At 34.0% G+C, this 22,762-nt stretch carries 26 protein-coding genes; 17 read left to right on the top strand and 9 right to left on the bottom strand.

All coding sequences use genetic code 11. The features are described 5' to 3' along the window. Positions 1-49 precede the first annotated feature (49 nt). The 15 genes from GR162_RS10325 (at position 50) to GR162_RS10255 (ending at position 14,124) form a co-directional block, all read left to right on the top strand. Positions 50-1,450: an anthranilate synthase component I family protein gene (locus tag GR162_RS10325; RefSeq protein ID WP_160782079.1), complete on the top strand. Its 1,401-nt coding sequence runs from the start codon at positions 50-52 to the stop codon at positions 1,448-1,450. A gap of 107 nt (positions 1,451-1,557) precedes the next feature. Then, positions 1,558-2,001 carry a hypothetical protein gene (locus GR162_RS10320; protein ID WP_160782078.1) on the top strand — a complete coding sequence of 148 codons (444 nt, stop codon included), beginning with the start codon at positions 1,558-1,560 and terminating at the stop codon, positions 1,999-2,001. Between the two features lie 87 nt (positions 2,002-2,088). After that, a complete protein-coding gene (locus tag GR162_RS10315; protein WP_160782077.1) occupies positions 2,089-2,655 on the top strand; it encodes an aminodeoxychorismate/anthranilate synthase component II in 567 nt (188 codons plus the stop codon). Positions 2,656-2,734: 79 nt separating this feature from the next. Next, positions 2,735-3,142, top strand: coding sequence for a GNAT family N-acetyltransferase (locus GR162_RS10310; protein ID WP_160782076.1), 408 nt, complete (start codon positions 2,735-2,737; stop codon positions 3,140-3,142). A 123-nt stretch (positions 3,143-3,265) separates the two neighbouring features. Further along, positions 3,266-4,258, top strand: coding sequence for an anthranilate phosphoribosyltransferase (gene trpD, locus GR162_RS10305; RefSeq protein ID WP_160782075.1), 993 nt, complete (start codon positions 3,266-3,268; stop codon positions 4,256-4,258). Positions 4,259-4,329: 71 nt separating this feature from the next. Further along, positions 4,330-5,115 (top strand): indole-3-glycerol phosphate synthase TrpC, encoded by a 786-nt coding sequence (gene trpC, locus GR162_RS10300; RefSeq protein WP_160782074.1) that lies wholly within the window; start codon positions 4,330-4,332, stop codon positions 5,113-5,115. A gap of 144 nt (positions 5,116-5,259) precedes the next feature. Further along, the gene (locus GR162_RS10295) at positions 5,260-5,892 is read left to right on the top strand and encodes a phosphoribosylanthranilate isomerase (protein ID WP_160782073.1); all 633 of its coding nucleotides are present in this window, start codon (positions 5,260-5,262) and stop codon (positions 5,890-5,892) included. A 12-nt stretch (positions 5,893-5,904) separates the two neighbouring features. Beyond that, positions 5,905-7,086 (top strand): tryptophan synthase subunit beta, encoded by a 1,182-nt coding sequence (gene trpB, locus GR162_RS10290; RefSeq protein WP_111288918.1) that lies wholly within the window; start codon positions 5,905-5,907, stop codon positions 7,084-7,086. A 56-nt stretch (positions 7,087-7,142) separates the two neighbouring features. Continuing rightward, a complete protein-coding gene (locus tag GR162_RS10285; protein WP_008468243.1) occupies positions 7,143-7,463 on the top strand; it encodes a gamma-glutamylcyclotransferase family protein in 321 nt (106 codons plus the stop codon). Between the two features lie 7 nt (positions 7,464-7,470). After that, the gene (locus tag GR162_RS10280) at positions 7,471-8,208 is read left to right on the top strand and encodes a carbon-nitrogen hydrolase family protein (RefSeq protein ID WP_160782072.1); all 738 of its coding nucleotides are present in this window, start codon (positions 7,471-7,473) and stop codon (positions 8,206-8,208) included. Positions 8,209-8,407: 199 nt separating this feature from the next. After that, positions 8,408-9,169, top strand: coding sequence for a tryptophan synthase subunit alpha (trpA, locus tag GR162_RS10275; protein WP_160782071.1), 762 nt, complete (start codon positions 8,408-8,410; stop codon positions 9,167-9,169). Positions 9,170-9,501: 332 nt separating this feature from the next. Next, a complete protein-coding gene (locus GR162_RS10270; protein ID WP_008468234.1) occupies positions 9,502-10,131 on the top strand; it encodes a TetR/AcrR family transcriptional regulator in 630 nt (209 codons plus the stop codon). Then, a complete protein-coding gene (locus GR162_RS10265; RefSeq protein ID WP_160782070.1) occupies positions 10,121-11,440 on the top strand; it encodes a TolC family protein in 1,320 nt (439 codons plus the stop codon). The genes GR162_RS10270 and GR162_RS10265 overlap by 11 nt, the downstream gene beginning before the upstream one ends. A gap of 12 nt (positions 11,441-11,452) precedes the next feature. After that, positions 11,453-12,532, top strand: a complete 1,080-nt coding sequence (locus GR162_RS10260) for an HlyD family secretion protein (RefSeq protein WP_160782069.1) — start codon at positions 11,453-11,455, stop codon at positions 12,530-12,532. A gap of 5 nt (positions 12,533-12,537) precedes the next feature. Then, positions 12,538-14,124 (top strand): MDR family MFS transporter, encoded by a 1,587-nt coding sequence (locus GR162_RS10255; protein WP_008468230.1) that lies wholly within the window; start codon positions 12,538-12,540, stop codon positions 14,122-14,124. Between the two features lie 234 nt (positions 14,125-14,358). Here GR162_RS10255 and yaaA read toward each other — a convergent pair whose 3' ends face one another. Further along, entirely contained in the window at positions 14,359-15,117 is a 759-nt protein-coding gene (gene yaaA, locus GR162_RS10250) for a peroxide stress protein YaaA (protein WP_160782068.1), read from the bottom strand. Positions 15,118-15,509: 392 nt separating this feature from the next. Between yaaA and GR162_RS10245 the strand changes: the two genes are divergently transcribed. Both GR162_RS10245 and GR162_RS10240 read left to right on the top strand, forming a co-directional pair. Beyond that, positions 15,510-16,952, top strand: a complete 1,443-nt coding sequence (locus tag GR162_RS10245; protein ID WP_237421348.1) for a CCA tRNA nucleotidyltransferase — start codon at positions 15,510-15,512, stop codon at positions 16,950-16,952. Between the two features lie 15 nt (positions 16,953-16,967). Continuing rightward, positions 16,968-17,993, top strand: coding sequence for a COX15/CtaA family protein (locus tag GR162_RS10240; RefSeq protein WP_160782066.1), 1,026 nt, complete (start codon positions 16,968-16,970; stop codon positions 17,991-17,993). A 140-nt stretch (positions 17,994-18,133) separates the two neighbouring features. On the opposite strand, the gene GR162_RS10235 is transcribed toward GR162_RS10240, so the two are convergent. Genes GR162_RS10235 through GR162_RS10200 form a run of 8 tightly spaced genes read right to left on the bottom strand, consistent with a single transcriptional unit; the run spans position 18,134 to position 22,715 of the window. Next, positions 18,134-18,901, bottom strand: a complete 768-nt coding sequence (locus tag GR162_RS10235) for a LytTR family DNA-binding domain-containing protein (RefSeq protein WP_160782065.1) — start codon at positions 18,899-18,901, stop codon at positions 18,134-18,136. 40 nt (positions 18,902-18,941) lie between these two features. Beyond that, positions 18,942-19,328 (bottom strand): 2TM domain-containing protein, encoded by a 387-nt coding sequence (locus GR162_RS10230; RefSeq protein ID WP_160782064.1) that lies wholly within the window; start codon positions 19,326-19,328, stop codon positions 18,942-18,944. A gap of 13 nt (positions 19,329-19,341) precedes the next feature. Further along, the gene (locus GR162_RS10225; protein WP_160782063.1) at positions 19,342-19,659 is read right to left on the bottom strand and encodes a 2TM domain-containing protein; all 318 of its coding nucleotides are present in this window, start codon (positions 19,657-19,659) and stop codon (positions 19,342-19,344) included. Beyond that, positions 19,650-19,979, bottom strand: coding sequence for a 2TM domain-containing protein (locus GR162_RS10220; RefSeq protein WP_129745237.1), 330 nt, complete (start codon positions 19,977-19,979; stop codon positions 19,650-19,652). Before GR162_RS10220 ends, GR162_RS10225 begins: the two co-directional genes overlap by 10 nt. Continuing rightward, a complete protein-coding gene (locus tag GR162_RS10215; protein ID WP_160782062.1) occupies positions 19,960-20,283 on the bottom strand; it encodes a 2TM domain-containing protein in 324 nt (107 codons plus the stop codon). Before GR162_RS10215 ends, GR162_RS10220 begins: the two co-directional genes overlap by 20 nt. Further along, on the bottom strand, positions 20,283-21,620 hold the full coding sequence (locus GR162_RS10210) for a 2TM domain-containing protein (protein WP_160782321.1): 1,338 nt from the start codon (positions 21,618-21,620) through the stop codon (positions 20,283-20,285). The genes GR162_RS10215 and GR162_RS10210 overlap by 1 nt, the downstream gene beginning before the upstream one ends. Before the next feature lie 21 nt (positions 21,621-21,641). Continuing rightward, positions 21,642-22,262, bottom strand: a complete 621-nt coding sequence (locus GR162_RS10205; protein WP_160782061.1) for a hypothetical protein — start codon at positions 22,260-22,262, stop codon at positions 21,642-21,644. 45 nt (positions 22,263-22,307) lie between these two features. Then, positions 22,308-22,715 (bottom strand): DUF2141 domain-containing protein, encoded by a 408-nt coding sequence (locus GR162_RS10200; protein WP_202393927.1) that lies wholly within the window; start codon positions 22,713-22,715, stop codon positions 22,308-22,310. Positions 22,716-22,762: the final 47 nt, after the last annotated feature.

The raw sequence follows: 22,762 nt of genomic DNA, 5'->3' as shown, positions 1-22,762 counted from the left end.
TTGATCAAAACTGAAAAATAAAGTAACAACACATAAAAAACTATATATTTTGAAACCTTTTATTCTTAATACACATTACAAACAAATTCTGGCAGATACGGTTACGCCAGTAAGCATTTATTTCAAAATCAGAGATAAATTTCCAAATAGCTTACTGCTTGAAAGTAGTGATTACCATGGAAATGATAATAGTTTCTCTTACATCTGCTGCAACCCGATTGCTACTATAAAAATCGAAAATGAAGTTATCTCTAAAACTTTTCCTGACGGAACTTCAGAAAAAATTGCCATCGATGCTTCGACAAATATTCCACAGGTAATCCAAGAATTTTCAAGTCAGTTTCAATCAGAAAAAAACGATTTTAAATTCATCAACAACGGTTTATTCGGATACATTTCTTATGATGCGGTTCGTTACTTCGAAAAAGTTTCAATTGCAAAGAAAGACAACGCCACTTCTATTCCAGATGTTTTTTATGCTGTTTACCAAAATATTATTGCTATTAACCATTTTAAAAACGAAGCTTATATTTTCTGCCATAGCGTTGACAATAAAAACAATATTGCAGAAATCGAGCAATTATTACAATCAAGAAATATAGCTTCTTATAAATTTTCTAAAGAAGGCGAAGGTTTCTCAAACTTAACCGACGAAGAGTTTAAAGCCAATGTAGCTTTAGCCAAAAAGCACTGCTACCGTGGCGATGTTTTCCAATTGGTTCTTTCTCGCCGATTTACACAAGGTTTCAAAGGAGATGAATTTAATGTTTATAGAGCTTTAAGAAGCATCAACCCTTCTCCATATTTATTCTTTTTTGATTATGGCGATTTCAAAATATTCGGTTCTTCACCAGAAGCTCAAATTATCGTAAAAAATAGAAAAGCTGAAATTCACCCAATTGCTGGAACTTTCAAAAGAACAGGAAATGATGAACGTGATGCTCTTTTAGCAAAAGAACTTTCTGAAGATAAAAAAGAAAACAGTGAACATGTTATGCTAGTAGATTTGGCAAGAAATGATTTAAGCCGAAATGGACATGATGTAAATGTAGAAAAATACAGAGAAGTGCAATTTTTCTCGCACGTAATTCACTTAGTTTCTAAAGTGACAGGACATTTACACGACAAAGCAACCACAATGCAAGTGGTTGCAGATACTTTCCCAGCAGGAACTTTGAGCGGTGCCCCAAAACATCGAGCAATGCAATTAATAGAAGAATGCGAGAAAACAAACCGTAACTTCTACGGAGGTGCAATCGGTGTTATGGACTTTGACGGGAATTTTAACCACGCGATTATGATTCGAACTTTCCTTTCTAAAAACCATCAATTGCACTGTCAAGCAGGAGCCGGAATTGTAGCTAGTTCTGATGAAGAAAGCGAAATGCAGGAAGTTTACAATAAATTAAGAGCCTTGAATACAGCACTAGAAATGGCAGAAAATATTTAGTTTCATGTTTTTTGGTTTCATGTTTCAAGTTATTGGAATGTGAAACCAAAAAACATGAAACTTTAAACCTGAAACAAATTAACAAACAAACCATAAAACCACAAACTATGAAAAAAGCGGTATCAATTTTAGTTTTAATCATTACTCTGACTTCTTGCAATTCAGAAAAAAAACAAAATCCGATTGAAGGAACCTGGCGTCTTATATCAGCCGAAACAACTGAGAAAGATTCCACTTTTTCAACTTTCAATCCAAAAACAAAAATGATTAAAATTATTAACGATACACATTTTGCATTTTTTAATCATGATTTAAAACACGGAAAAGATTCAACAGCAGCATTGTTCTTTGGCGGAGGCGGAAAATATACTTTAAAAGATAGTATTTACACAGAAAATTTAGAGTTTTTCAACAACCGCGATTGGGAAGACAATAAATTTGAATTTGTGGTGAAAGTTCAAAACGACACCTTAATTCAAAAAGGTATAGAAAAAGTAGAAAAATTAGGCGTAGATCATATCATTATTGAAAAATACGTTCGAGAAAAATAATAAAAAAAAATAGTTGCCAGTCTCAGTCTCAGTTTCCAGTGAAAACTGAGAATCTTAGAATCTTAGCAACTTAGCAACTTAAAAAAAATGAAAAAGATTTTAGTTATAGACAATTACGATAGTTTCACTTACAACTTAGTGCACTATTTAGAAGATTTAAACTGCGAAGTTACCGTTTACAGAAACGACGAATTTGATATTGATGAAATTGCTTCTTTCGATAAAATTTTGCTTTCTCCAGGGCCTGGAATTCCAGATGAAGCAGGTTTGTTAAAAGCCGTAATCGAAAAATACAGCCCAACGAAAAGTATTCTTGGCGTTTGTTTAGGACAACAGGCAATCGGAGAAGTTTTCGGAGGAACACTTTCTAACCTTGACAAAGTGTATCATGGAGTGGCTACTAACGTAAAAACAGTAGTTTCAGACGAAATTTTATTTGAAGGTTTAGGAAACGAATTTGAAGTGGGAAGATACCATTCTTGGGTTGTTGACAGTAATTTACCTGAGGGTTTAGAAGCAACTTCTGTTGATGAAAATGGTCAGATTATGTCCTTGCGTCACAAAAATTATGATGTCAGAGGCGTTCAGTTTCACCCAGAAAGTGTTCTTACACCAAACGGAAAAAGGATTTTAGAGAATTGGATTAATAGTTAGTAATCAGTGTTTAGAATTTTAGTGTTCAATCGCAGTTTACAGTCACAGTTAAAAACTTAGAACCTTAGAAAGTTTAAAAATGGAAATAACAATTTTAGAAACCCGAGAAATCAACATTGACGATATCTTAGTTTTGTATAAAGCTAATGAATGGAGTTCTGCCAGCAAACCTAATGAACTTTATAATGGTCTTTTAAATTCTGAAACATTAGTAACAGCTTGGGAAGGAAAAAAACTCGTCGGACTAGGAAATGCAATTTCTGATGGATTCTTGACTGTTTATTATCCGCATTTATTAGTGCTTCCTGAATATCAAGGAAAAGGAATTGGGAAATTGATTTTGGACAGAATGCAAGAAAAATACAAGCACTTTCATATGCAAATGCTTACTGCGGATGGAAAATCAGTTGACTTTTATAAAAAAAATGGTTTTGAAAGAGCAGGAAAAACAGAACCTATGTGGATTTATCAAGGGAATGAACATTGAAAAGGCTTCAAGCTTCAAGTTATAAGTTTCAAGTTCGCACCAAACTTGAAACCTGAAACTTGAAACAAATAAAACAAAAACTTAGCATCTCAGAACCTTAGCAACTTAGAATCTTAAAAAAAAATGAAAACTATACTAAACAAATTAATCAACCACGAAGTGCTTTCTAAAGAAGAGGCAAAACAAGTATTGATTAATATTTCAAGCGGTCAATATAATCCAAGTCAGATTTCGGCATTTCTGACTGTTTTTATGATGCGAAGCATTACAATTGACGAACTTTCGGGATTTCGCGAAGCTTTGTTAGATTTATGCATTCGTGTCGATTTATCAGCCTATAACACAATCGATTTATGCGGAACGGGCGGTGACGGAAAAGATACTTTCAATATTTCAACTTTAGCTTCTTTTGTATCGGCCGGAGCTGGAATAAAGATTGCAAAACATGGAAATTACGGAGTTTCCTCAATTTCTGGATCGAGCAACGTGATGGAAAAAATGGGAATAAAATTCAGCAACGATCCTGACTTTTTAGAAAAATGCATTGACAAAGCTGGAGTTTGCGTTTTACATGCTCCCCTATTTCACCCAGCTATGAAAAACGTTGGGCCAATTAGAAAAGAATTGGCTGTAAAAACCTTCTTCAATATGTTGGGACCGATGGTAAATCCATCATTTCCACAAAATCAGTTAGTTGGCGTTTTCAATTTAGAATTAGCTAGAATGTACGCTTATCTATATCAAAATACCGATGTGAATTTTACCATCCTGCATTCGCTTGACGGATATGATGAGATTTCCTTAACGGGGCCGACAAAAACAATTTCTAACCACATGGAAGGAATGTTAAATCCAGAAGATTTTGGCGTTCATCTTTTATCGCAAACCGAAATTGAAGGTGGAAAAACTATCGAAGAATCAGCAGAAATTTTTACCAACATTATTTCAGGAAAAGGGGCTGAGGCACAGAATAATGTGGTTTGCGCCAATGCAGCAATGGCAATTGCAACAGTTACAAAATGTTCTCCAAAAGAAGGTTTTGAACTAGCGAAAGAAAGTTTATTATCAGGAAAAGGACATCAGGCATTAAAAAAATTGCAAGAATTAAGTAAATAAAAAACACAAATTTCACGGATTAGCACTAATAAAATTTGCGCCTTTGTTACTTCGTGGCAAAAACAACAACAATGAACATCTTAGATAAAATAATAATAGACAAAAAAAGAGAAGTTGTTTTAAAAAAATCAATTATTCCAGTTTCTCAATTAGAAGCCTCTGTATTTTTTGGAAAACAGACCATTTCACTTAGCCAAAATTTAAAAGAAAGCAATTCTGGAATTATTGCAGAACACAAACGCCGTTCGCCTTCAAAATCAATTATCAACAATAATTTTACTGTTGAAGAAGTAGTAAAAGGTTATGAAAATGCAGGCGCTTGCGGAATTTCAGTTTTGACCGATGGAAAATATTTCGGCGGATCTCTAGACGATTTACTTTTAGCAAGAGCTTCAGTAAATATTCCGCTTTTGCGAAAAGAATTTATTGTAGACGAATATCAGATTTTGGAAGCAAAGGCACACGGAGCCGATTTGATTTTGTTAATCGCAGCCGTTTTAACCCGCGAAGAAATCAAATCATTATCAGAATTTGCTAAAAAATTAGGTTTAGAAGTTCTTTTAGAAGTTCACAATCAGGAAGAACTGAAAAAATCAATTATGCCGACTTTAGATATGATTGGGGTGAATAACAGAAACTTAAAAACGTTTGAAGTTAGCTTAGATTTCAGTAAAGAATTGGCATCTCAAATTCCAAATGATTTTGTAAAAGTTTCTGAAAGCGGCATTTCATCAATTGAAGCCATCCAAGAACTTAAACCTTACGGCTACAAAGGTTTCCTGATTGGAGAAAACTTCATGAAAACTGACAACGCAGGTAAGGCTGCAACAGAATTTATTAGCAAGTTAAGTCAATAAAGGTTTGCCACAAAGTCAAAAAGGCGCAAATTTAATTTGTGGGAGTTTATATAATAATAAACTTAGTGTCTTAGCGCCTTTGCAACAAAAACAAAGAAAAAAAACTTAGTGTTTTAGCGCCTTCGTGGCAAAACAAATAAAAAAATGAAACTCAAAATATGCGGCATGAAATATCCCGAAAACATTCTCGAAGTAGGATCACTCCTACCCGATTATATGGGATTTATTTTCTGGGAAAAGTCCGCTAGATATTGTAACGGAAATGTTCCCGAATTGATAAAAACGATCAAAAAAGTGGGCGTTTTTGTCAATCAAAGTCAGGAAGAAATTCTAGAAAAAGTACAAAAATACAACTTGCAAGCCATTCAATTGCACGGAGAAGAATCGGTTGAATTTTGTGCGACTTTAAAAGAAAAACTTCCAAAGAAAATTGAAATCATCAAAGTCTTTTCTGCAGATGAAAATTTTGATTTCGAAACCATTAAGCCTTTTGAAAATGTCTGCGATTATTTTCTGTTTGACACAAAAGGAAAATTGCCTGGCGGAAACGGAACAACTTTCGACTGGAGCATCTTAAAAAAATACAATTCGAAAAAGCCTTTCTTTTTAAGCGGAGGCATCGGAATGAACGAATTAAAAGCCATTGAAGAAATTTCAAAAACCAAATTGCCAATTTATGCGGTAGACGTAAACAGCAAATTTGAAATCGAACCAGGGCTAAAAAATAAAAATCTATTAAGTAATTTCAAACGCAAATTTGAGATTGTAAACATTTAAACTTTAAAAAAAATGAGTTTTAACGTAAACGAAAAAGGATATTACGGAGAATTTGGAGGAGCCTACATTCCTGAAATGCTTTATCCGAATGTAGAAGAATTACGCCAGAAGTATTTAAGTATAATGGATGAACCTGATTTTAAAGCTGAGTTCAATCAATTATTGAAAGATTACGTTGGGCGCCCTAGTCCGTTGTATTTTGCAAAACGTCTGTCTGAGAAATACAATACCAAAGTTTATCTAAAAAGAGAAGACTTAAACCATACCGGCGCACACAAAGTAAATAACACGATTGGTCAGATTTTATTGGCAAAACGTCTAGGCAAAAAAAGAATTATTGCCGAAACTGGAGCTGGACAGCACGGTGTGGCAACTGCAACAGTCTGTGCGTTAATGGGAATTGAATGCATCGTGTATATGGGCGAAATCGACATTGCGCGTCAGGCGCCAAATGTGGCTCGTATGAAAATGTTAGGTGCAGAAGTTCGTCCAGCACTTTCAGGTTCAAGAACTTTAAAAGATGCAACAAACGAGGCAATCCGCGATTGGATCAATAATCCTGTTGATACACATTATATTATCGGATCTGCCATTGGTCCGCATCCTTATCCAGATATGGTAACACGTTTTCAGAGCATTATTTCAGAAGAAATCAAATGGCAATTAAAAGAAAAAGAAGGACGCGAAAATCCTGATTATGTTGTGGCTTGCATCGGCGGAGGAAGTAATGCTGCGGGAACTTATTACCACTTTTTACATGAGCCAGAAGTTGGAATTATTGCGGTTGAAGCAGCTGGAAAAGGAGTTGACAGCGGTCATAGTGCTGCAACGAGCAAATTAGGAAAAGTTGGTGTTATCCATGGCTGTAAAACACTTTTAATGCAAACACCAGACGGACAAATTACAGAACCATATTCTATTTCAGCAGGTTTAGATTATCCAGGAGTTGGACCTTTGCACGCACATCTGGCACAAACAGGACGCGGCGAATTTTTCTCTGTAACCGATGATGATGCTATGAATGCTGGTTTGCAATTGACAAAATTAGAAGGGATTATTCCTGCAATAGAAAGCGCTCACGCTTTTGCAGTTTTGGATCAAAAGAAATTCAAGCCTACAGATGTTGTGGTGATTAGTCTTTCTGGTCGTGGCGATAAAGATTTAGATAATTATATTGAGTACTTTAAATTGTAATAAAAGTATTAATTTGCACATCTCTAATCGCAACTATTAACGAGAAAAATATAATTATGGAAAAGTTATTCTCATACGGAACATTACGATCTAAACAAATTCAAATGCAGATTTTTAAAAAAGTATTAGTTGGAACTCCAGATCAGCTCTTGGGTTATAAACTAAAAAGTTTACAGATTGAAGAAGAATTTGGAATGGCAGATTATGTGGTTGCAATACCAAGTGAAAACACCGAAGAAAATATTCATGGTGTAGTTTTTAATGTTTCTAATGCGGATTTAGCAAAAGTCGATTTATTTGAATCTAATTCATATAGAAGAGTTCAGGTCAAACTGAAATCTGGAACAATTGCTTGGGTTTATACGGAAAATAAATAATTAAAAAATGATTTTAGCAGCGGCACAGACAAAACCAAAGCGCGGAAACATTGCTTCAAATTTATTAAATCATTATCAGCTTATTGAATTGGCAACTCAAAATGGAGCTCAGCTAATTGCTTTTCCTGAAATGTCAATTACAGGATATGAAAGGGAAAATGCGATGGAATTGGCTTTTGCCGAAGATGATTACAGAATAGATCATCTGAAAGATTTGGCAACCGACAATAATATTGTCATTATTGCTGGCGCTCCGATTTTAATTGAAAATGGATTGTTTATTGGTCAATTTATTATTGCTCCCAACGATTCGGTTTCTATTTATACAAAGCAGTTTTTGCATGAAGGCGAAGATGAATTTTTCCAATCTTCATTTGACAACAATCCGATGGTTACGATTGAAGATCAAAATATTGCATTTGCGATTTGTGCTGATATTGATCATCCGAAACATTCTGAAAATGCTGCAAAAAATAATGCCGATATTTATATCGCGAGCATTTTCTTTTCGCCAAACGGAATTCCGAATGCGTACAAAGATTTACAAAATTACGCTGAAAAACATCATATGAATGTTTTGATGTCTAATTTCAGCGGAGAATCTTGGGGTTCGCCTTCCGCAGGTCAAAGTGCTTTTTGGAATACTAAAGGAGAATTAGTTGCCCAAATGAATGACACTGACTCTGGATTATTGTTGGTTGAAAAACAAGGTGACGATTGGGAAAGTCGAATTGTAAAATTTTAAAATATAATGCCATAGATTAACCGATTAGTATAAGTTTTTTTTTGTTTCACGCAGATTCTGCAGATTAAAGCAGATATAAATTATAAATCTGTTGAATCAGCTTAAATCTGCGTGAAATAAACTTCTAATCTTTGGCTAAAGCAAAACATAAACATACCTAACAGGTTTTGAAAACCTGTTAGGATAAAAAATATTAAAAATGAACAGAATAACTCAAAAATTACAAGAAGATAAAAAGATCCTTTCTATTTATTTTTCTGCGGGATATCCGAAGTTAAATGATACTGTGCAGATTATTCAGGATTTAGAAAAAAACGGAGTCGATTTAATCGAAATCGGACTTCCTTTTAGTGACCCTTTGGCAGATGGACCGACAATTCAGGCGAGTTCAACACAGGCGCTTCATAACGGAATGACAACTCAAATTCTTTTTGATCAGCTGAAGAATATCCGCGAAAGCGTAAAAATTCCGTTGATTATTATGGGATATTTTAATCCGATGCTGCAATACGGAGTTGAAGCTTTTTGCCAAAAATGTGCTGAAATCGGGATTGATGGTTTAATTATTCCAGATCTTCCAGTTGATGTTTACGCAGATGAATACAAAGCTATTTTTAAAAAATACGGATTAATCAATGTTTTCTTGATTACGCCTCAAACTTCAGACGAAAGAATTCGTTTTATTGACAGCGTTTCAAACGGATTTATTTATATGGTAAGTTCTGCAAGTGTTACAGGATCTCAATCTGGATTTGGTGATGTACAAGAAAGTTATTTTGAAAGAATCGCTAATCTGAATTTAAAAAATCCTCAAATTGTTGGTTTCGGAATTTCGAATAAAGAAACTTTCAATCAGGTGACTAAATATGCAAAAGGCGCTATTATTGGAAGTGCTTTCATTAAACACTTAGCAGAAAACGGAAACGGAAAAATTGCTGAGTTTGTTGGAGGGATTCGATAATTTGGCAAAATAAACACACCGTTTGTCATTCTAAAGGAGGAACGAAGACACGAGCGAGAGCGAACTGGCGAAGCAATCACACACGTAACTCGACAAAGATTGGCGATTTAGATTGCGGAGTTTCTAGTGTGATCTTTCCTTCGTCAAGATGACAAAAAACCGTACTAAAGCTGAAACACTAAGGTGTTTCAGCTTTTTTATTTTAACTTATTCCAGAACAAATTAACATAAATTATCGAAACCGTTTTATGTTAATATTATGTTAAAACAAAATTAAACAAGTGTTTAAATTAAACAAGTGTTTAATTTTGCATCCGATTAGAAACAACACCATGTCACACATCGAATTGAACGATAAAAAAATTCAGATTCTCAATGTTGCAGAAAGGCTTTTTTCTGAGAAAGGATTTGAGGGTACATCGATACGGGATATCTCCAAAGAGGCCAAAATTAACATTGCCATGGTCTCTTATTATTTTGGGTCAAAAGAAAGACTTCTGGAAGCTCTTATTTTTCACAAAACCGTTGATTTAAAGTTACAGCTCGAAAATTTATTGCAAGAAGACATAGAACCTCTTGAAAAAGTCAATAAATTAATCGAAATTTACATCAACAGAATTTGCCTTAACAAAGGGATTTACAGGGTTTTACATTTTGAACTTTACAATAAAAAGAGAGAAAAAAGCCTTCAAGCTTTTACTGAACTTAAAAAAGGGAATTTAAAATCAGTTGAAAGCATTATTAAACAAGGTCAAGCCCAAGGAGTTTTTAGAAAAGATGTCAATATCCAGCTCATCACTCCAACCATTATTGGAACCTTTTTTCACTTTCACATGAATCGCTCTTTCTTCGAAGAATTATTTGATTTAAAAACCGAAGAAATGTTTAACAATTACATTAAAAACGATCTTACAAAGCACATTCAACAAACTATAAAAGCGCTACTTGTTTATGAAAATTAGTCAATTAATGCTCTTTGGAGTTTTCTTTATCGGAATATCTTCAGTAGAAGCACAAGAAAAAACAAGTTTAACCTTAGGCGAAGCCGTGAAAATGGCTTGGGAAAAGAGTGACGAAGTTACGCTTGCCAACACCAAGGTAAACACGAAAAAATACGAATTACAGACGGTTAAAAATAACCAATATCCTGATTTAAAAATTTCTGGCCAATACCAGCGTCTTACAAAAGCTTCTATTGATTTGCCAAATCAGGGTCAAAGTGCTTCTCTCGCTTCTCCAGATCGCGCTATGATTGGAATGGCTAACTTAAGTTTACCAATATTTGCTGGATTTAAAATTCAAAGCAGTATTGATGCTTACGACAATATGTATGAAGCTGAAACTGCAAATGCTGCCAAAACTAAAGAAGATGTAGCATTAAAAGTAATCACTTACTACACAGCTTTATACAAAGCACAAAAAACTTTAGATGCTCTAAACGAAAATCAAAAAAGCGCCAAGCAACGTGTTACTGATTTTATCGAATTAGAGAAAAACGGAATTATCCCGAGAAACGATTTATTGAAAGCGCAGTTATTGGTTTCAAAAACGCAATTATCTATTGATGAAGCTAATAATAATATCAATAACATCAATTTCTATCTGACAACATTGCTTAAATTAGACCCAACTGTTAAAATACAAGTAAATGAGGATGATTTTTTCAATTTAAAAACAACAGGCGCACCATCAACCGATGCATTGGCTCTTGAAAACAGAAAAGATCTTGAAGCTATTCGTTTACAGCAAAAAGCTTCTGAAGCAAATGTTAAGATTGCAAAAGCAGGATATTACCCAACGCTTTCATTACTTGGAGGTTATACTGCTTTGGATCTTAAAGATATCATTACAGTAAAATATGCCATGAATTTTGGTTTAGGTTTATCTTATGATTTATCTGGAATCTTAAAAAACAATGCACACGTAAAAGAAGCGGAAAGCAAAGCTCTTGAGGTAAAAAATACTGAAGCAATCATGACAGACCGCATTAAAGTTGAAGTTCAGAAATCTATTGAAGATTATGACTTAGCAATCAACCAAAGTGTGGTTTATGACGAAGCGCTTCAGCAAGCAGCCGAAAACTACAGATTGGTAAAAGATAAATTTGACAACGGTCTAGCTGACACCAATGATTTGGTTGAAGCCGATGTTGAACAATTAAGCGCCAAAATCAACACTGCTGTAGCAAAAGCAACCATTATTCAAAAATATTACGAATTACTTTCAGTATCAGGACAATTATCACAATCATTCAATCTTTCTAAAATATAATCGATAGCTCTCATGGAAAAGAAAAAAACAAATAAAAAATTCATCATCATACTTGCAGTTCTGATTTTAGGAGGCGGAACTTACGGAATATCTAAATACCTACACTCTCAGGCTCACGAAGAAACAGATGATGCTCAGATCGAGAAAAGAATGAACCCGATTATCCCAAGAGTTTCAGGATATATCAGCAAAGTGTATGTGAAAGATAATGATTATGTAAAAAAAGGAGATACTTTATTTACAATTGACAAGAGAGATTATCAATTAAAGATTGATGAAGCTAATGCTGCATTATTAGGCGCAGAAGGACAATACGAAGCTGCTAAAGCAGATATTGGAAGTGCAAATGCAAGCATCTCAGTTTCTGATGCTCAAATGAGATCTGCAACAGGTTCTATTGAAAGTGCCAAAATTAGATTGAGACAGCTTACAAACGATTATAACCGTTACAATAACTTGTACAAAACACATACAATTACAAAACAGCAATATGAACAAGCGTTAACTGCAAAAGAAGAAGCTGAAAACCAAGTGCGTGTTTTAGAACAACAACAAAGAGCTAGTTCTTACCAAAAATCGGTTATTCAGTCAAAATCTAAAGTTTCTGACAAACAAACAGAAGTTGCTGCTGCAAACATCAAAAAAGCAAAAACAATGCTTGATGTGGCTCACTTAAACCTTTCTTATACTGTAGTAACAGCTGCAATTGATGGTCAAGTTTCTAAAGTTGACATTCAGCCAGGACAATTGGTTCAACCAGGACAATCTTTGTTCTACATCATTAACAATAATGAAGCTTGGGTTGTAGCTAACTTCAAAGAAACACAATTGAACAAAATGGTTGTAGGACAAAAAGTAAGCTTAAAAGTAGATGCTTACCCTAACTATGAGTTTAAAGGAACTGTATCTTCTTTCTCTCCTGCAACAGGATCTCGTTTTTCATTATTGCCTCCTGATAATGCAACAGGAAACTTCGTAAAAACAATTCAGAGATTACCAGTAAAAATTACCATAGACGAATCTAACGATCCTGAAAAAGTAAAACTTTTAAGACCAGGGATGAACGTTGACGTAGATGTACATTTGAAATAAAATAAATGGCAACAGCAGTACAAGACGACGATTTAGTAGAATACGGTTTCAGACGTGTTATCATTACGATTACAGCAGTACTTTGTGCACTGCTGGAAATTGTAGATACAACGATTGTAAACGTAGCGCTTACAGACATGCGCGGAAGTCTTGGTGCTACCTTGACCGATGTGGCATGGGTAATTACAGCATACGCAATTGCGAATGTTATTGTAATTCCGATGACGAGCTGGCTATCGCAGCAATTTGGAAGACGTAATTATTTTGTGGCTTCCATTATAATATTTACAGTCTGTTCTTTTTTATGTGGTAATGCCACCAATATTTGGGAACTAGTCGCTTTCCGTTTCGTACAAGGTATGGGCGGTGGAGCATTACTTGTAACAGCCCAAACGATTATTACAGAAAGTTATCCCGTAGCAAAACGTGGAATGGCGCAGGCTATTTACGGAATGGGAGTAATTGTTGGTCCAACTCTTGGCCCGCCATTGGGAGGATATTTAGTAGATAATTATTCTTGGCCTTATATTTTCTATATCAATATTCCGTTGGGAATTATTGCTACGATTTTAGCTTTAACTTTTGTTAGAAGTCCGAAATATGGAGAAAAATTAAAAGCCAATCAGGTTGACTGGTGGGGAATCATTTTACTGAGTGCTTTTATTGGTTCTTTACAATTCGTATTAGAACACGGACAGCAAGACGACTGGTTTAATGACTCTACAATTGTAGCCTTAAGTGTTGTTACTGTTTTAGGGTTGGTTCTTTTTATTTGGAGAGAACTTACATACGAGTATCCGATTGTAAATCTTAGTGTTCTAAAAGATGGGAATCTTAGAATTGGAACTGTAATGTGTTTCATTCTTGGTTTCGGATTATATGGTTCTACTTTAATTATCCCAATTTACACGCAATCAATTTTAGGATGGACCGCTACAGATGCGGGGTTGTTGTTGATTCCAGGATCTATCACCACAGCACTTATGATGCCATTTGTAGGTAACATGATTCAGAAAGGTGTTCCGCAGGGATACATGGTTGGAGTTGGATTTTTAATTTTCTTCTTCTTCACTTTCATGATGTATAGCCGCATGACACCAGATACTGGAGTTGAGCATATGTACTGGCCTTTAATTTTGAGAGGAATTGGTTTAGGATTGCTTTTCGTTCCTATAACAACGCTTTCGCTTTCAACATTAAAAGGGAAACAAATTGGTGAAGGAGCTGCTTTTACTGGAATGATGCGTCAATTAGGCGGATCTTTTGGTATTGCGATTATTACTACTTTCATTACCCGTTTCAGCCAGTCGCATAGAGTAGATTTAATTAATAATCTAGACCCTGCCAAATTTGACGTGCAGCAGCGAATTGCAGGAATGCAGCACGCCTTTATGGCAAAAGGATATAGTGCGGATGTTGCTTTGAAAAAAGCATATCAGGCAATAGAACTTTCAGTTATGAAGCAAAGCACCGTAATGGCTTATATGGATATTTTCCTTTACCTAGGAATTATGTTTTTATGTTGCATACCGATTATTCTCTTTATCAAAAAAGGGAAGAACAAAATTAGTGCAGCCGACGCAATGCATTAATAATAATAATTTTATAATACGCAGAAACGCCGAATTCATCATTTAGAATTCGGCGTTTATTTTTTTAGTTTAACCGCAAAGTGCGCAAAGAATTTTAATTCTGAGAATCTTTAAAAACGCAAAGTTCGCAAAGCTTTGTGATAAAAACTTTGCGAACTTTGCGAAAACCTTGCGTCCTTGCGGTTAAAAAAACTCAGAATCTTAGTATCTCAGAATCTTAGCAACTTTAAAAAATCATCTTGTAAAAACCAAGTGATTTCCTTTAGAAAGATTCGCATCAAACTGATATCCTTCGTAATTAAAACCTTTTAAGTCCTCTATAGTTTCTGCATTGGTGTCAATAATATAACGCACCATCATGCCTCTCGCCTTTTTGGCAAAGAAACTGATCATTTTTAGTTTTCCGTCTTTGTAATCTTTGAAATCTGGAGTAATCACAGGCACTTTTAAAGCTTTTACATCAACAGCAGAAAAATATTCGTTACTAGCTAAATTCACAAACAATTCATCTTTTTTCAATTCTTTGTTTAAGGCTTTAGTTACTGTTGGTTTCCAGAATTCGTGTAGATTTTTAAATTCACCAACTGGCATTTTAGTTCCCATTTCTAAACGATATGCTTGCATTAAATCTAATGGTTTTAAAAGTCCGTAAAGGCCAGATAAAATTCTAAGTTTATCCTGAAGAACATCTAATTTTTCTAACGGAATGGTATAAGCATCCAAACCTGTGTACACATCGCCATCGAAGGCATAAACTGCCGGACGGGCATTTTCGGGTGTGAAAGGTGTTTTCCAATCCTGATTGCGTTTCCAGTTTAAATCGGCTAGTTTGTCTGAAATTGACATTAGCTCTGATAATTCAGCTGGCTTTTTTGTTTTTACTACTTTATGAACCACTCTTGCTTCTTTTAAAAATGAAGGTTCTGTATATTGAGATGTTGGCAATTCTTTTTCGAAATTCAATGATTTCGCAGGAGATATAACAATTTTCATGTGTGCTTTTTTCTATGTTTCAAAAATACAAATTGCATTTCTAAAAATAGATTATCATAATTGATTTGTTTTATTGTGGTATATTTTTTCGCCACGAATTACACGAATTTCCACGAATTATTTTTTGCCACAGATTACAGATTAAAAAGATTAAAAAAATCTGTGTGAATCTTTTTAATCTATGGCAGAAAAAAATTACGACCTGCATGAAAGAAAAATTAGTGGAAATTCGTGAAATTCGTGGCAACCCTTTCTCAATTCATAAAAATCGACGCTACAAAATGTGAAATTGTTCAAAAAAGTGAGCTCTAGATTATAATAGGCATTTTCTATGTTGTAAATTTGCATGCATTTTATTTCGATCGAAATTTGAAATGTATTTTTATTCAAAAATGGAATTCGTGGCGATACAAACAAACTATAAAACTGCTTTACAAAACAAAATCTTCGATATCATTTCGAAAGCTTCTCAGGAATTAAATGTTGACTCTTATGTGATAGGAGGATTTGTTCGTGATTTGCTTTTAAAACGAGGTTCTAAAAAAGACATTGATGTAGTTGCTGTTGGAAGCGGCATCGAATTGGCTCTTAAAGTTTCCGATTTACTTCCGAACAAACCAAAAGTTCAGGTTTTTAAAACTTACGGAACTGCTATGCTTCGTTTTGAAGATACAGATATTGAATTTGTTGGCGCCCGAAAAGAATCGTACACTCGCGATAGCCGAAATCCGATTGTGGAAAACGGAACTTTGCAAGACGATCAAAATCGTCGTGATTTTACAATCAACGCATTGGCTTTATCATTGAATTCAACTAATTTCGGAGATCTTTTAGATCCATTCAATGGATTAACAGATTTAGAAAATAAAACAATCAAAACGCCTTTGGATCCAGATATTACCTATTCTGATGATCCTTTGCGTATGCTGCGTGCCATTCGTTTTGCTACTCAATTGAATTTCGAAATTGAAGAAAATTCATTGAACGCCATCACAAAAAATGCAGAACGCATTAAAATTATTTCTGGCGAAAGAATTGTAGATGAATTAAACAAAATTCTTCTAACAGATAAACCTTCGACAGGATTTTTACTTTTATACAAAACTGGACTTTTAGATTTAATCTTACCTGAATTAACCGCTTTAAATCAGGTAGAAGAAATTGAAGGTCATACACATAAAAACAATTTTTACCATACGCTTGAAGTTGTAGATAACATTTGTCCAAACACAGATGATGTTTGGTTGCGTTGGGCGGCTTTATTGCACGATATCGGAAAAGCGCCAACTAAACGTTTTACAAAAAAACAAGGATGGACTTTTCACGGACATGAATTCTTGGGTGGCAAAATGGCAAAGAAAATATTCGAACGTTTGCACATGCCTTTAAACCATAAAATGAAATTTGTTCAAAAAATGGTTATTATGAGTTCGCGCCCGATTGTGTTGGCGCAGGATATTGTGACTGACAGTGCCGTTCGTCGTTTGGTTTTTGATGCTGGAGAAGATGTAGAAAATTTAATGACATTATGCGAGGCTGATATCACAACCAAAAATCCATCAAAATTCAAGAAATATCATAAAAACTTCGAAATCGTTCGCAAGAAAATTGTTGAAGTAGAAGAACGAGATCATGTTCGCAATTTTCAGCCTCCAATTACTGGTGAAGAAATTATGGAAATATTCGATTTAAAGCCTTCACGAGAAATCGGAATCTTAAAAGAAGCGGTGAAAGAAGCCATTCTCGAAGGAGATATTCCAAATGAATATCAGGCTGCTTATGATTTTGTAATTAAACGAGCTGAAAAATTAGGCTTAAAAAAAGTTGAGAAATAAGTATTATTTAATAAAATGAAAAAAGAGAATAAATCAGTAATCATTTGGTTACTATCAGGCTGTGTTTTATTGTTTTTAATGGTCGTTGTGGGCGGCATCACGCGTTTGACCAATTCAGGTTTATCTATGACCGACTGGCATTTGGTAACCGATACATTTCCGCCTTTAACAGAAGCCAAATGGCAGGCTGCTTTTGACGAGTATAAAAAGTTTCCAGAGTACCAAAAAATCAACATTCACAACGATTTTCAATTAGCCGATTATAAATTCATCTATTTCTGGGAATGGTTTCACCGTTTCATCGGGCGTATTATTGGTTTGGTTTTCTTTGTGCCGTTCGTTTACTTTTTAGCTAAAAAGAAATTAGATACTCCAACTATCAAAAAATGCATCGTTCTTTTGGCAATGGGAGCTTTCCAAGGATTTTTAGGATGGTTTATGGTGAGAAGCGGATTAATTGACAATCCAGATGTAAGCCACTTTAGACTTTCATTACACCTAACCTTTGCTTTTATCACTTTTGCTTACACACTTTGGGTAGCATTGGATTTAATTTATCCTGAAAGAAATATCAACAAGATTTTACCTTTAAGAAATATTGCTCGTTATGCTCTAGCAGCTTTATTAATCCAAATTATTTACGGTGGATTCGTTGCAGGATTAAATGCTGGATTAATTCACAATCACTGGCCTTTAATGAGCGACGGAGAATTTATTCACGAATCGGTTTTTATTGAGCAATCTTCTTTAATAAAAAATTTAATTGAAGGAAAAAGTGGGGTTCAGTTTGTACACAGAACTTTTGCTTATGTTGTAGTTGCAATTATTCTTTTCCTTTTCTTCAAAAGCAAAAAATATACGCTTACGCACACTCAATCAAACGGAATCAAAACTTTAGTTGTTTTTGTTTTCATTCAGTTTTTATTGGGAGTTTTCACTTTACTATATAGTGTGCCTTTGGCTTTAGGATTAATCCACCAGATTATGGCGTTTTTCCTTTTGAGCGCCATGACATTTACTTTGCATAGATTGAGTAAATAACCAAGAAATATTTATACAAAAATGGGGCGAAAATTTTCGTCCCATTTTTATTTATATGTCGTACAAGAAGCTCTTTCCTTTCACATCTTTCTTCTCACATCTTTTTTCTCAGATCTTTCTTCTTTCTTCTAACAAAAAACCTATCCCAACCAAGCTTTAAAATCCTGCACTTTTTCTCGGCTTACAATTACCTCATCATCTTTGTAACTTGGCAAAATCACTTTTAATCGTGAATTGGTATACACTTGAATTTCTTTGATTGCTTTTAGCGGAACAATAAATTTTCTGCTTACGCGAAAGAAATCCTTTTTGTCTAGTTCTTGTTCTAAAATCTCCAAAGTCGAATCGATCAGATAGTCACGATTGTCATAGGTATGAATGTACGTTCCTTTATTTTCACTGAAAAAACATTCAATTTCTTCAGTTGTAATTACTTTTAAATGCTGTCCTATTTTAACTGTAAATCTCTTTTTATATGTTTTCTCAAAAGGATTAGATAACATTTGGCGAATCTGCTCAAAATCAAGCTGAAGATTTGAAGATTCAGTAGCTGCTTTCGGAAGACGCGATTTGAATTTTGAAACAGCAGTTTCCAAATCATCTTCGTCAATTGGTTTTAGAAGATAATCGATACTATTTAATTTGAACGCTTTTAAAGCATATTCATCATATGCCGTAGTAAAAATGATAGCGCTTTTAATGTCTATTTTTTCAAAGATTTCAAACGATAAACCATCTGACAATTGGATATCCAAAAAAATCAAATCGGGATGCGGATTGTTTTCAAACCAATGAACCGATTCTTCAACGGAATGAAGCATGGTTTCTACAGTTACATCTAGCTTTTCAAGTTTTCTCTGCAACAGTCTTGCTGCTGGTTTTTCGTCTTCTATAATTAATGTGATCATTTACTATACTATGAAATTTGAAAAAATTATAAATTCAAAGTTACTCCCATTTATTTTTATTTGCTGTATCTCTTTCCATGTATTTTTGGATTTTTCTTTTCTCCCAATCTGGTCCAAAAATCCAATCAGCGCCAAAAACAGATAATGCATGCGCCAATAGACCGATTCCCCAAAAAAACGCAGTAGAGTAAGTGTGTAATTCCGTTAAACCACTTAAATCCATTACCAATAGACCAGCAGATTTATCTCGAGTCAAACTTGATACAATGATGATGATATTTACAATAATGAAAATTTTCAAATGCGAGTAAAATCTCTTAAGCCTTTTTACTCTTCTATAAGCTGCATTATAATTTGGATCGTCTGTATACTCTCCAAAATGCTGTCTTGCGTAATCTTCGTACATTTCTCTTCTAAAACGTCCCATAACTATACTTTCATTATTTCCACTTGTTTTTATTCTGTTTTTCCTTCTCCATAAACTCTTTGATTTTTCTTTCTTCCCATTCCTTCCCCATTCCTGGAAAAACCTCAAAGACTTTTAATCCGTGAAAAACGACTCCTACTCCCCACCATAACAATGGCCAGAAAAACCATAAATAGTTTGGCGATGTATATAAATTGATAAAGATTAAAATGGCATTTACTAAAATGTATGATATAAGATTTCCGTAAAATCCTTTAATGTTTTCAACCTTTTTTTTGGCTTGGATATATTTTTCTTCGTCGCTTAAATTCCTTTCCATAACTATTCCCATTTTTGTTTTTTATATTTTTTTTCTAAAATGCTTCTTAGTTTTCGTTCTTCCCATTCTTGTCCAAAAATCTTATAAGAAGCAAACAAATCAATTGCAGAGCCTACAATTACAGCTGTCCAAATAATTACAATCACCCAATTGATATATTTAATTGGAAAAAATTGCAATGGCAAATTCGTGTATTCTTTTAAAAGAAAAACTATCAATGCAATAGTGTAAAAGAACAAATGCTTGTAAAAAGATTTCAGCTGAATTACTTTTTTACTGGCTAATTCTTCCAGCATTACTTGTTCCTGATCATTATTCAAATTTGTTTCCATGATTATTTACTAAACGTTGCTGATTTTCTTTTTCTAGAATTTCTCTTATTTTTTTCTCTTCCCATTTCTTATTGAAAAAAGGCGGCAGACTAAAAACTTTCAATCCATGTAAAATAATGGCAACACTCCAACCCATTACAGACCATATAAACCATAAATATTCTGGACAAGTTATTAAGTTAACCACAATCGCAATTACATTACACAAGACATAAACAGTCAAATGCTCGTAAAATCCTCTTATTTTTTTTACTTTTTTCTGAGCATCATAATAACGATTTGCTTCTGTGAAATCTTTTCCCATTATTTCCACGTTTTTTGTCTGTTATCTTTCTCCAAAATCTCGCGAATTTTTCTTTCTTCCCAATCAGAGCTATATCCAAAAACTTTAAAAGCATGCATGGCAACTCCAAATCCCCAGCCTAAAGCGGAAAACCAAAACCATTGAAATCCTGGTGAAAATTTTAGATTAATAAAAATCAAGAACGGAATCACACAACAATATGAAATTATATTTCCGTAAAATCCTTTTAGTTCTTCTACTCGTTTTTTGGCTCTATAATAAGCTTTTGCTTCGTCTGTATAATCTGCACTCATTTCCATAACCGCAATTTGTTTGGTTAAAATTGGAATTCTAACGGTGAAATTCTTTCCATCTTCTTCAATCTTCACTTTTCTATCCGTTATAATTCCGTATCTGTTTACAATATTCTGCAGTCCGACACCTTGCCTATCCTGCAAAACTTCTTTTTTCTGAAGATCATTCTGAATGGCCAGATAATCTCTATCAATGAAAATTCTAATATGAAGTGGTTTCTGCTCGCTTACTACATTGTGCTTTACGGTATTCTCCAATAAAAGCTGTAAAGAAAGCGGCACCACTTTGGCTTCTGGATTGATATTCTCTGTTGGCAATTCGTAAAATAAACTATTTTCGAAACGCATTTTCAGCAGATTCATATAAGTTTTTGCAAATGACAATTCGTCTTCAACCAAAACCAATTCTTTGTCTTTCTGTTCTAAAACATACCTGTAAATTTTAGAAAGAGAAGTTGTAAAACGCTGCGCATTATCTGGATTTTCTTCTATTAAAGAACTAAGAACATTCAAGCTGTTAAAAAGAAAATGCGGGTCGATCTGATTTTTTAAGCTTTCAAATTTGGCATTTGCCGTTCCAGCAATAATTTTCTGTTGTGTTACTTTGTTTTCCTGATAGAGTTTGTAAAAATTAAGTCCATGAAAAAACAATAAAACAATAAAGGTCATTACAGCAGATTCGATATAATTTTCTGCTTTTTCATTGGCAAGAAATCCTATAATCGTTTTATTCTCGATTATCACACTTGTAAACAAACGCAATACCCCTATTACGATCATCGAGACTAAAAATGAACTTGCAAAACCAATTAAAATTCTCTTTACCGAATATGGATTTTCTCTGAAGACTCTATCTAAAAAATCAAAAAGAACGACGTTTACGATATATAAAACCACACTGTAAAGCATGCAGTACAAGAAATAAATGTAAAGATTCTTGTTAAAGACTGCTGTTCCTAAAGAAGCAAACCGAATTAGAAAAGAGAACAAAAATACTATTCCTCCAACTAAGCATGCTTTTAACAAATTAGGTTTTAATATCATCATATTTAATAAACTAGTGAATTATTTACAAGTTTTCTGAATTTCTAATGCTCTATCCAATCCCCATTTTGGCGAATAAGGCGTTGCTGGTTTAAAAGTATTAAAAAGTTCAATAGATTTATCAACTTGTGCGCACAAAGGTTTAGTGTCAACTCCTGTCCATTTTGCTCCTCCTAATTGATAATCTGCTTCTCCAAAAACTGCTCTTGGGTTATTTGGGTCTAATGCTTTAGCTTTCGCGTAAGCTTCCATCACTTTACTAGAATATTTCATTCCGTTTGTCATTGGGTCGGCCACCACATAACCGGTATAAATTAAAGCTTGCATTACATACAATTCTGAATTGGCTTGGTCTTTTATCAATTCAATATCTAAGGCATCTTGTGCTTTTGTCAATAACAAATCAATTTTTGTTTTGTCTTTTTCTGTAAAAACAGCCGTTGCATTAATTAAAGCTACGTAATAATTTGGCAAATAACTGTTTTTTTCAGCCGCCGCAATTCTTTCAAACAATGCAGAAGCTTCAGCATTTTTTCCTTCTTTCCAAAGTCCGAATGCTTTATTCATTCCTTGTTCAAATTGTGTTTGAGCTGAACTTATTACTACTACAAAAAGTGCTGCTAAAGTGATGATTTTTTTCATTTTATAAGTTATTTAATGGTTTGTTTATATGGATTAGTTATTTTTTTAGAATACAATTTCAACTTTTGAATCTTTGCTGACACTAAATTTAGCATCTTGATATGATGGAGGCCCCATAAAACCTTTTGCATTGTTTGAAGCTGCATATTCTTCTGAAGGAATTCCCATTGCGTTTCTGTCAAGCTTTCCGTTGCTGTTTTCATCATGATAAGTTGAAATTGCATATTCTCCCGCAGGAAGATTATCAAAAGTTACAACCGCTTTGTTGTTTTTAATTTCCGAAGCCAGACTTTTGTAAGTGGTTTTAAGAAAAGTTCCGTCTGAATTGTATAATCCTACTTTAACCACTCCTGTGTCGTTTTTTAAACCTGAAACAGTCACAGTTAATTTTGCATTTTGAGCAGACATTAAGCTGCAGATAAATAAGATAGTAATTGTAATAATTTTGGTCATGATTTCTTTTTTTTTTTAAGTTTCTGAGTTACTAAGGTTCTGAGATT

It is taken from the genome of Flavobacterium sp. HBTb2-11-1 (assembly GCF_009826975.1).
Lineage (GTDB): Bacteria > Bacteroidota > Bacteroidia > Flavobacteriales > Flavobacteriaceae > Flavobacterium.
Note: the sequence above shows the minus strand (reverse complement) of the source record. Positions and strands in the feature narration are given on the sequence as shown.

Bases quoted from the DNA above. Each gene is read 5' to 3' on its own strand.
- GR162_RS10230 (WP_160782064.1), bottom strand. From the start codon at position 19,328: ATGGGACGTTTTAGAAGAGAAATGTACGAAGATTACGCAAGACAGCAT.
- GR162_RS10280 (WP_160782072.1), top strand. From the start codon at position 7,471: ATGATTTTAGCAGCGGCACAGACAAAACCAAAGCGCGGAAACATTGCT.
- GR162_RS10210 (WP_160782321.1), bottom strand. From the start codon at position 21,620: ATGATATTAAAACCTAATTTGTTAAAAGCATGCTTAGTTGGAGGAATA.
- GR162_RS10225 (WP_160782063.1), bottom strand. From the start codon at position 19,659: ATGGGAATAGTTATGGAAAGGAATTTAAGCGACGAAGAAAAATATATC.
- GR162_RS10205 (WP_160782061.1), bottom strand. From the start codon at position 22,262: ATGAAAAAAATCATCACTTTAGCAGCACTTTTTGTAGTAGTAATAAGT.
- GR162_RS10270 (WP_008468234.1), top strand. From the start codon at position 9,502: ATGTCACACATCGAATTGAACGATAAAAAAATTCAGATTCTCAATGTT.
- GR162_RS10295 (WP_160782073.1), top strand. From the start codon at position 5,260: ATGAAACTCAAAATATGCGGCATGAAATATCCCGAAAACATTCTCGAA.
- GR162_RS10220 (WP_129745237.1), bottom strand. From the start codon at position 19,979: ATGGAAACAAATTTGAATAATGATCAGGAACAAGTAATGCTGGAAGAA.
- GR162_RS10315 (WP_160782077.1), top strand. From the start codon at position 2,089: ATGAAAAAGATTTTAGTTATAGACAATTACGATAGTTTCACTTACAAC.
- trpD (WP_160782075.1), top strand. From the start codon at position 3,266: ATGAAAACTATACTAAACAAATTAATCAACCACGAAGTGCTTTCTAAA.
- GR162_RS10200 (WP_202393927.1), bottom strand. From the start codon at position 22,715: ATGACCAAAATTATTACAATTACTATCTTATTTATCTGCAGCTTAATG.
- GR162_RS10245 (WP_237421348.1), top strand. From the start codon at position 15,510: ATGGAATTCGTGGCGATACAAACAAACTATAAAACTGCTTTACAAAAC.
- trpA (WP_160782071.1), top strand. From the start codon at position 8,408: ATGAACAGAATAACTCAAAAATTACAAGAAGATAAAAAGATCCTTTCT.
- trpB (WP_111288918.1), top strand. From the start codon at position 5,905: ATGAGTTTTAACGTAAACGAAAAAGGATATTACGGAGAATTTGGAGGA.
- GR162_RS10240 (WP_160782066.1), top strand. From the start codon at position 16,968: ATGAAAAAAGAGAATAAATCAGTAATCATTTGGTTACTATCAGGCTGT.
- GR162_RS10320 (WP_160782078.1), top strand. From the start codon at position 1,558: ATGAAAAAAGCGGTATCAATTTTAGTTTTAATCATTACTCTGACTTCT.
- GR162_RS10255 (WP_008468230.1), top strand. From the start codon at position 12,538: ATGGCAACAGCAGTACAAGACGACGATTTAGTAGAATACGGTTTCAGA.
- trpC (WP_160782074.1), top strand. From the start codon at position 4,330: ATGAACATCTTAGATAAAATAATAATAGACAAAAAAAGAGAAGTTGTT.
- GR162_RS10265 (WP_160782070.1), top strand. From the start codon at position 10,121: ATGAAAATTAGTCAATTAATGCTCTTTGGAGTTTTCTTTATCGGAATA.
- GR162_RS10260 (WP_160782069.1), top strand. From the start codon at position 11,453: ATGGAAAAGAAAAAAACAAATAAAAAATTCATCATCATACTTGCAGTT.
- GR162_RS10285 (WP_008468243.1), top strand. From the start codon at position 7,143: ATGGAAAAGTTATTCTCATACGGAACATTACGATCTAAACAAATTCAA.
- GR162_RS10235 (WP_160782065.1), bottom strand. From the start codon at position 18,901: ATGATCACATTAATTATAGAAGACGAAAAACCAGCAGCAAGACTGTTG.
- yaaA (WP_160782068.1), bottom strand. From the start codon at position 15,117: ATGAAAATTGTTATATCTCCTGCGAAATCATTGAATTTCGAAAAAGAA.
- GR162_RS10215 (WP_160782062.1), bottom strand. From the start codon at position 20,283: ATGGGAAAAGATTTCACAGAAGCAAATCGTTATTATGATGCTCAGAAA.
- GR162_RS10310 (WP_160782076.1), top strand. From the start codon at position 2,735: ATGGAAATAACAATTTTAGAAACCCGAGAAATCAACATTGACGATATC.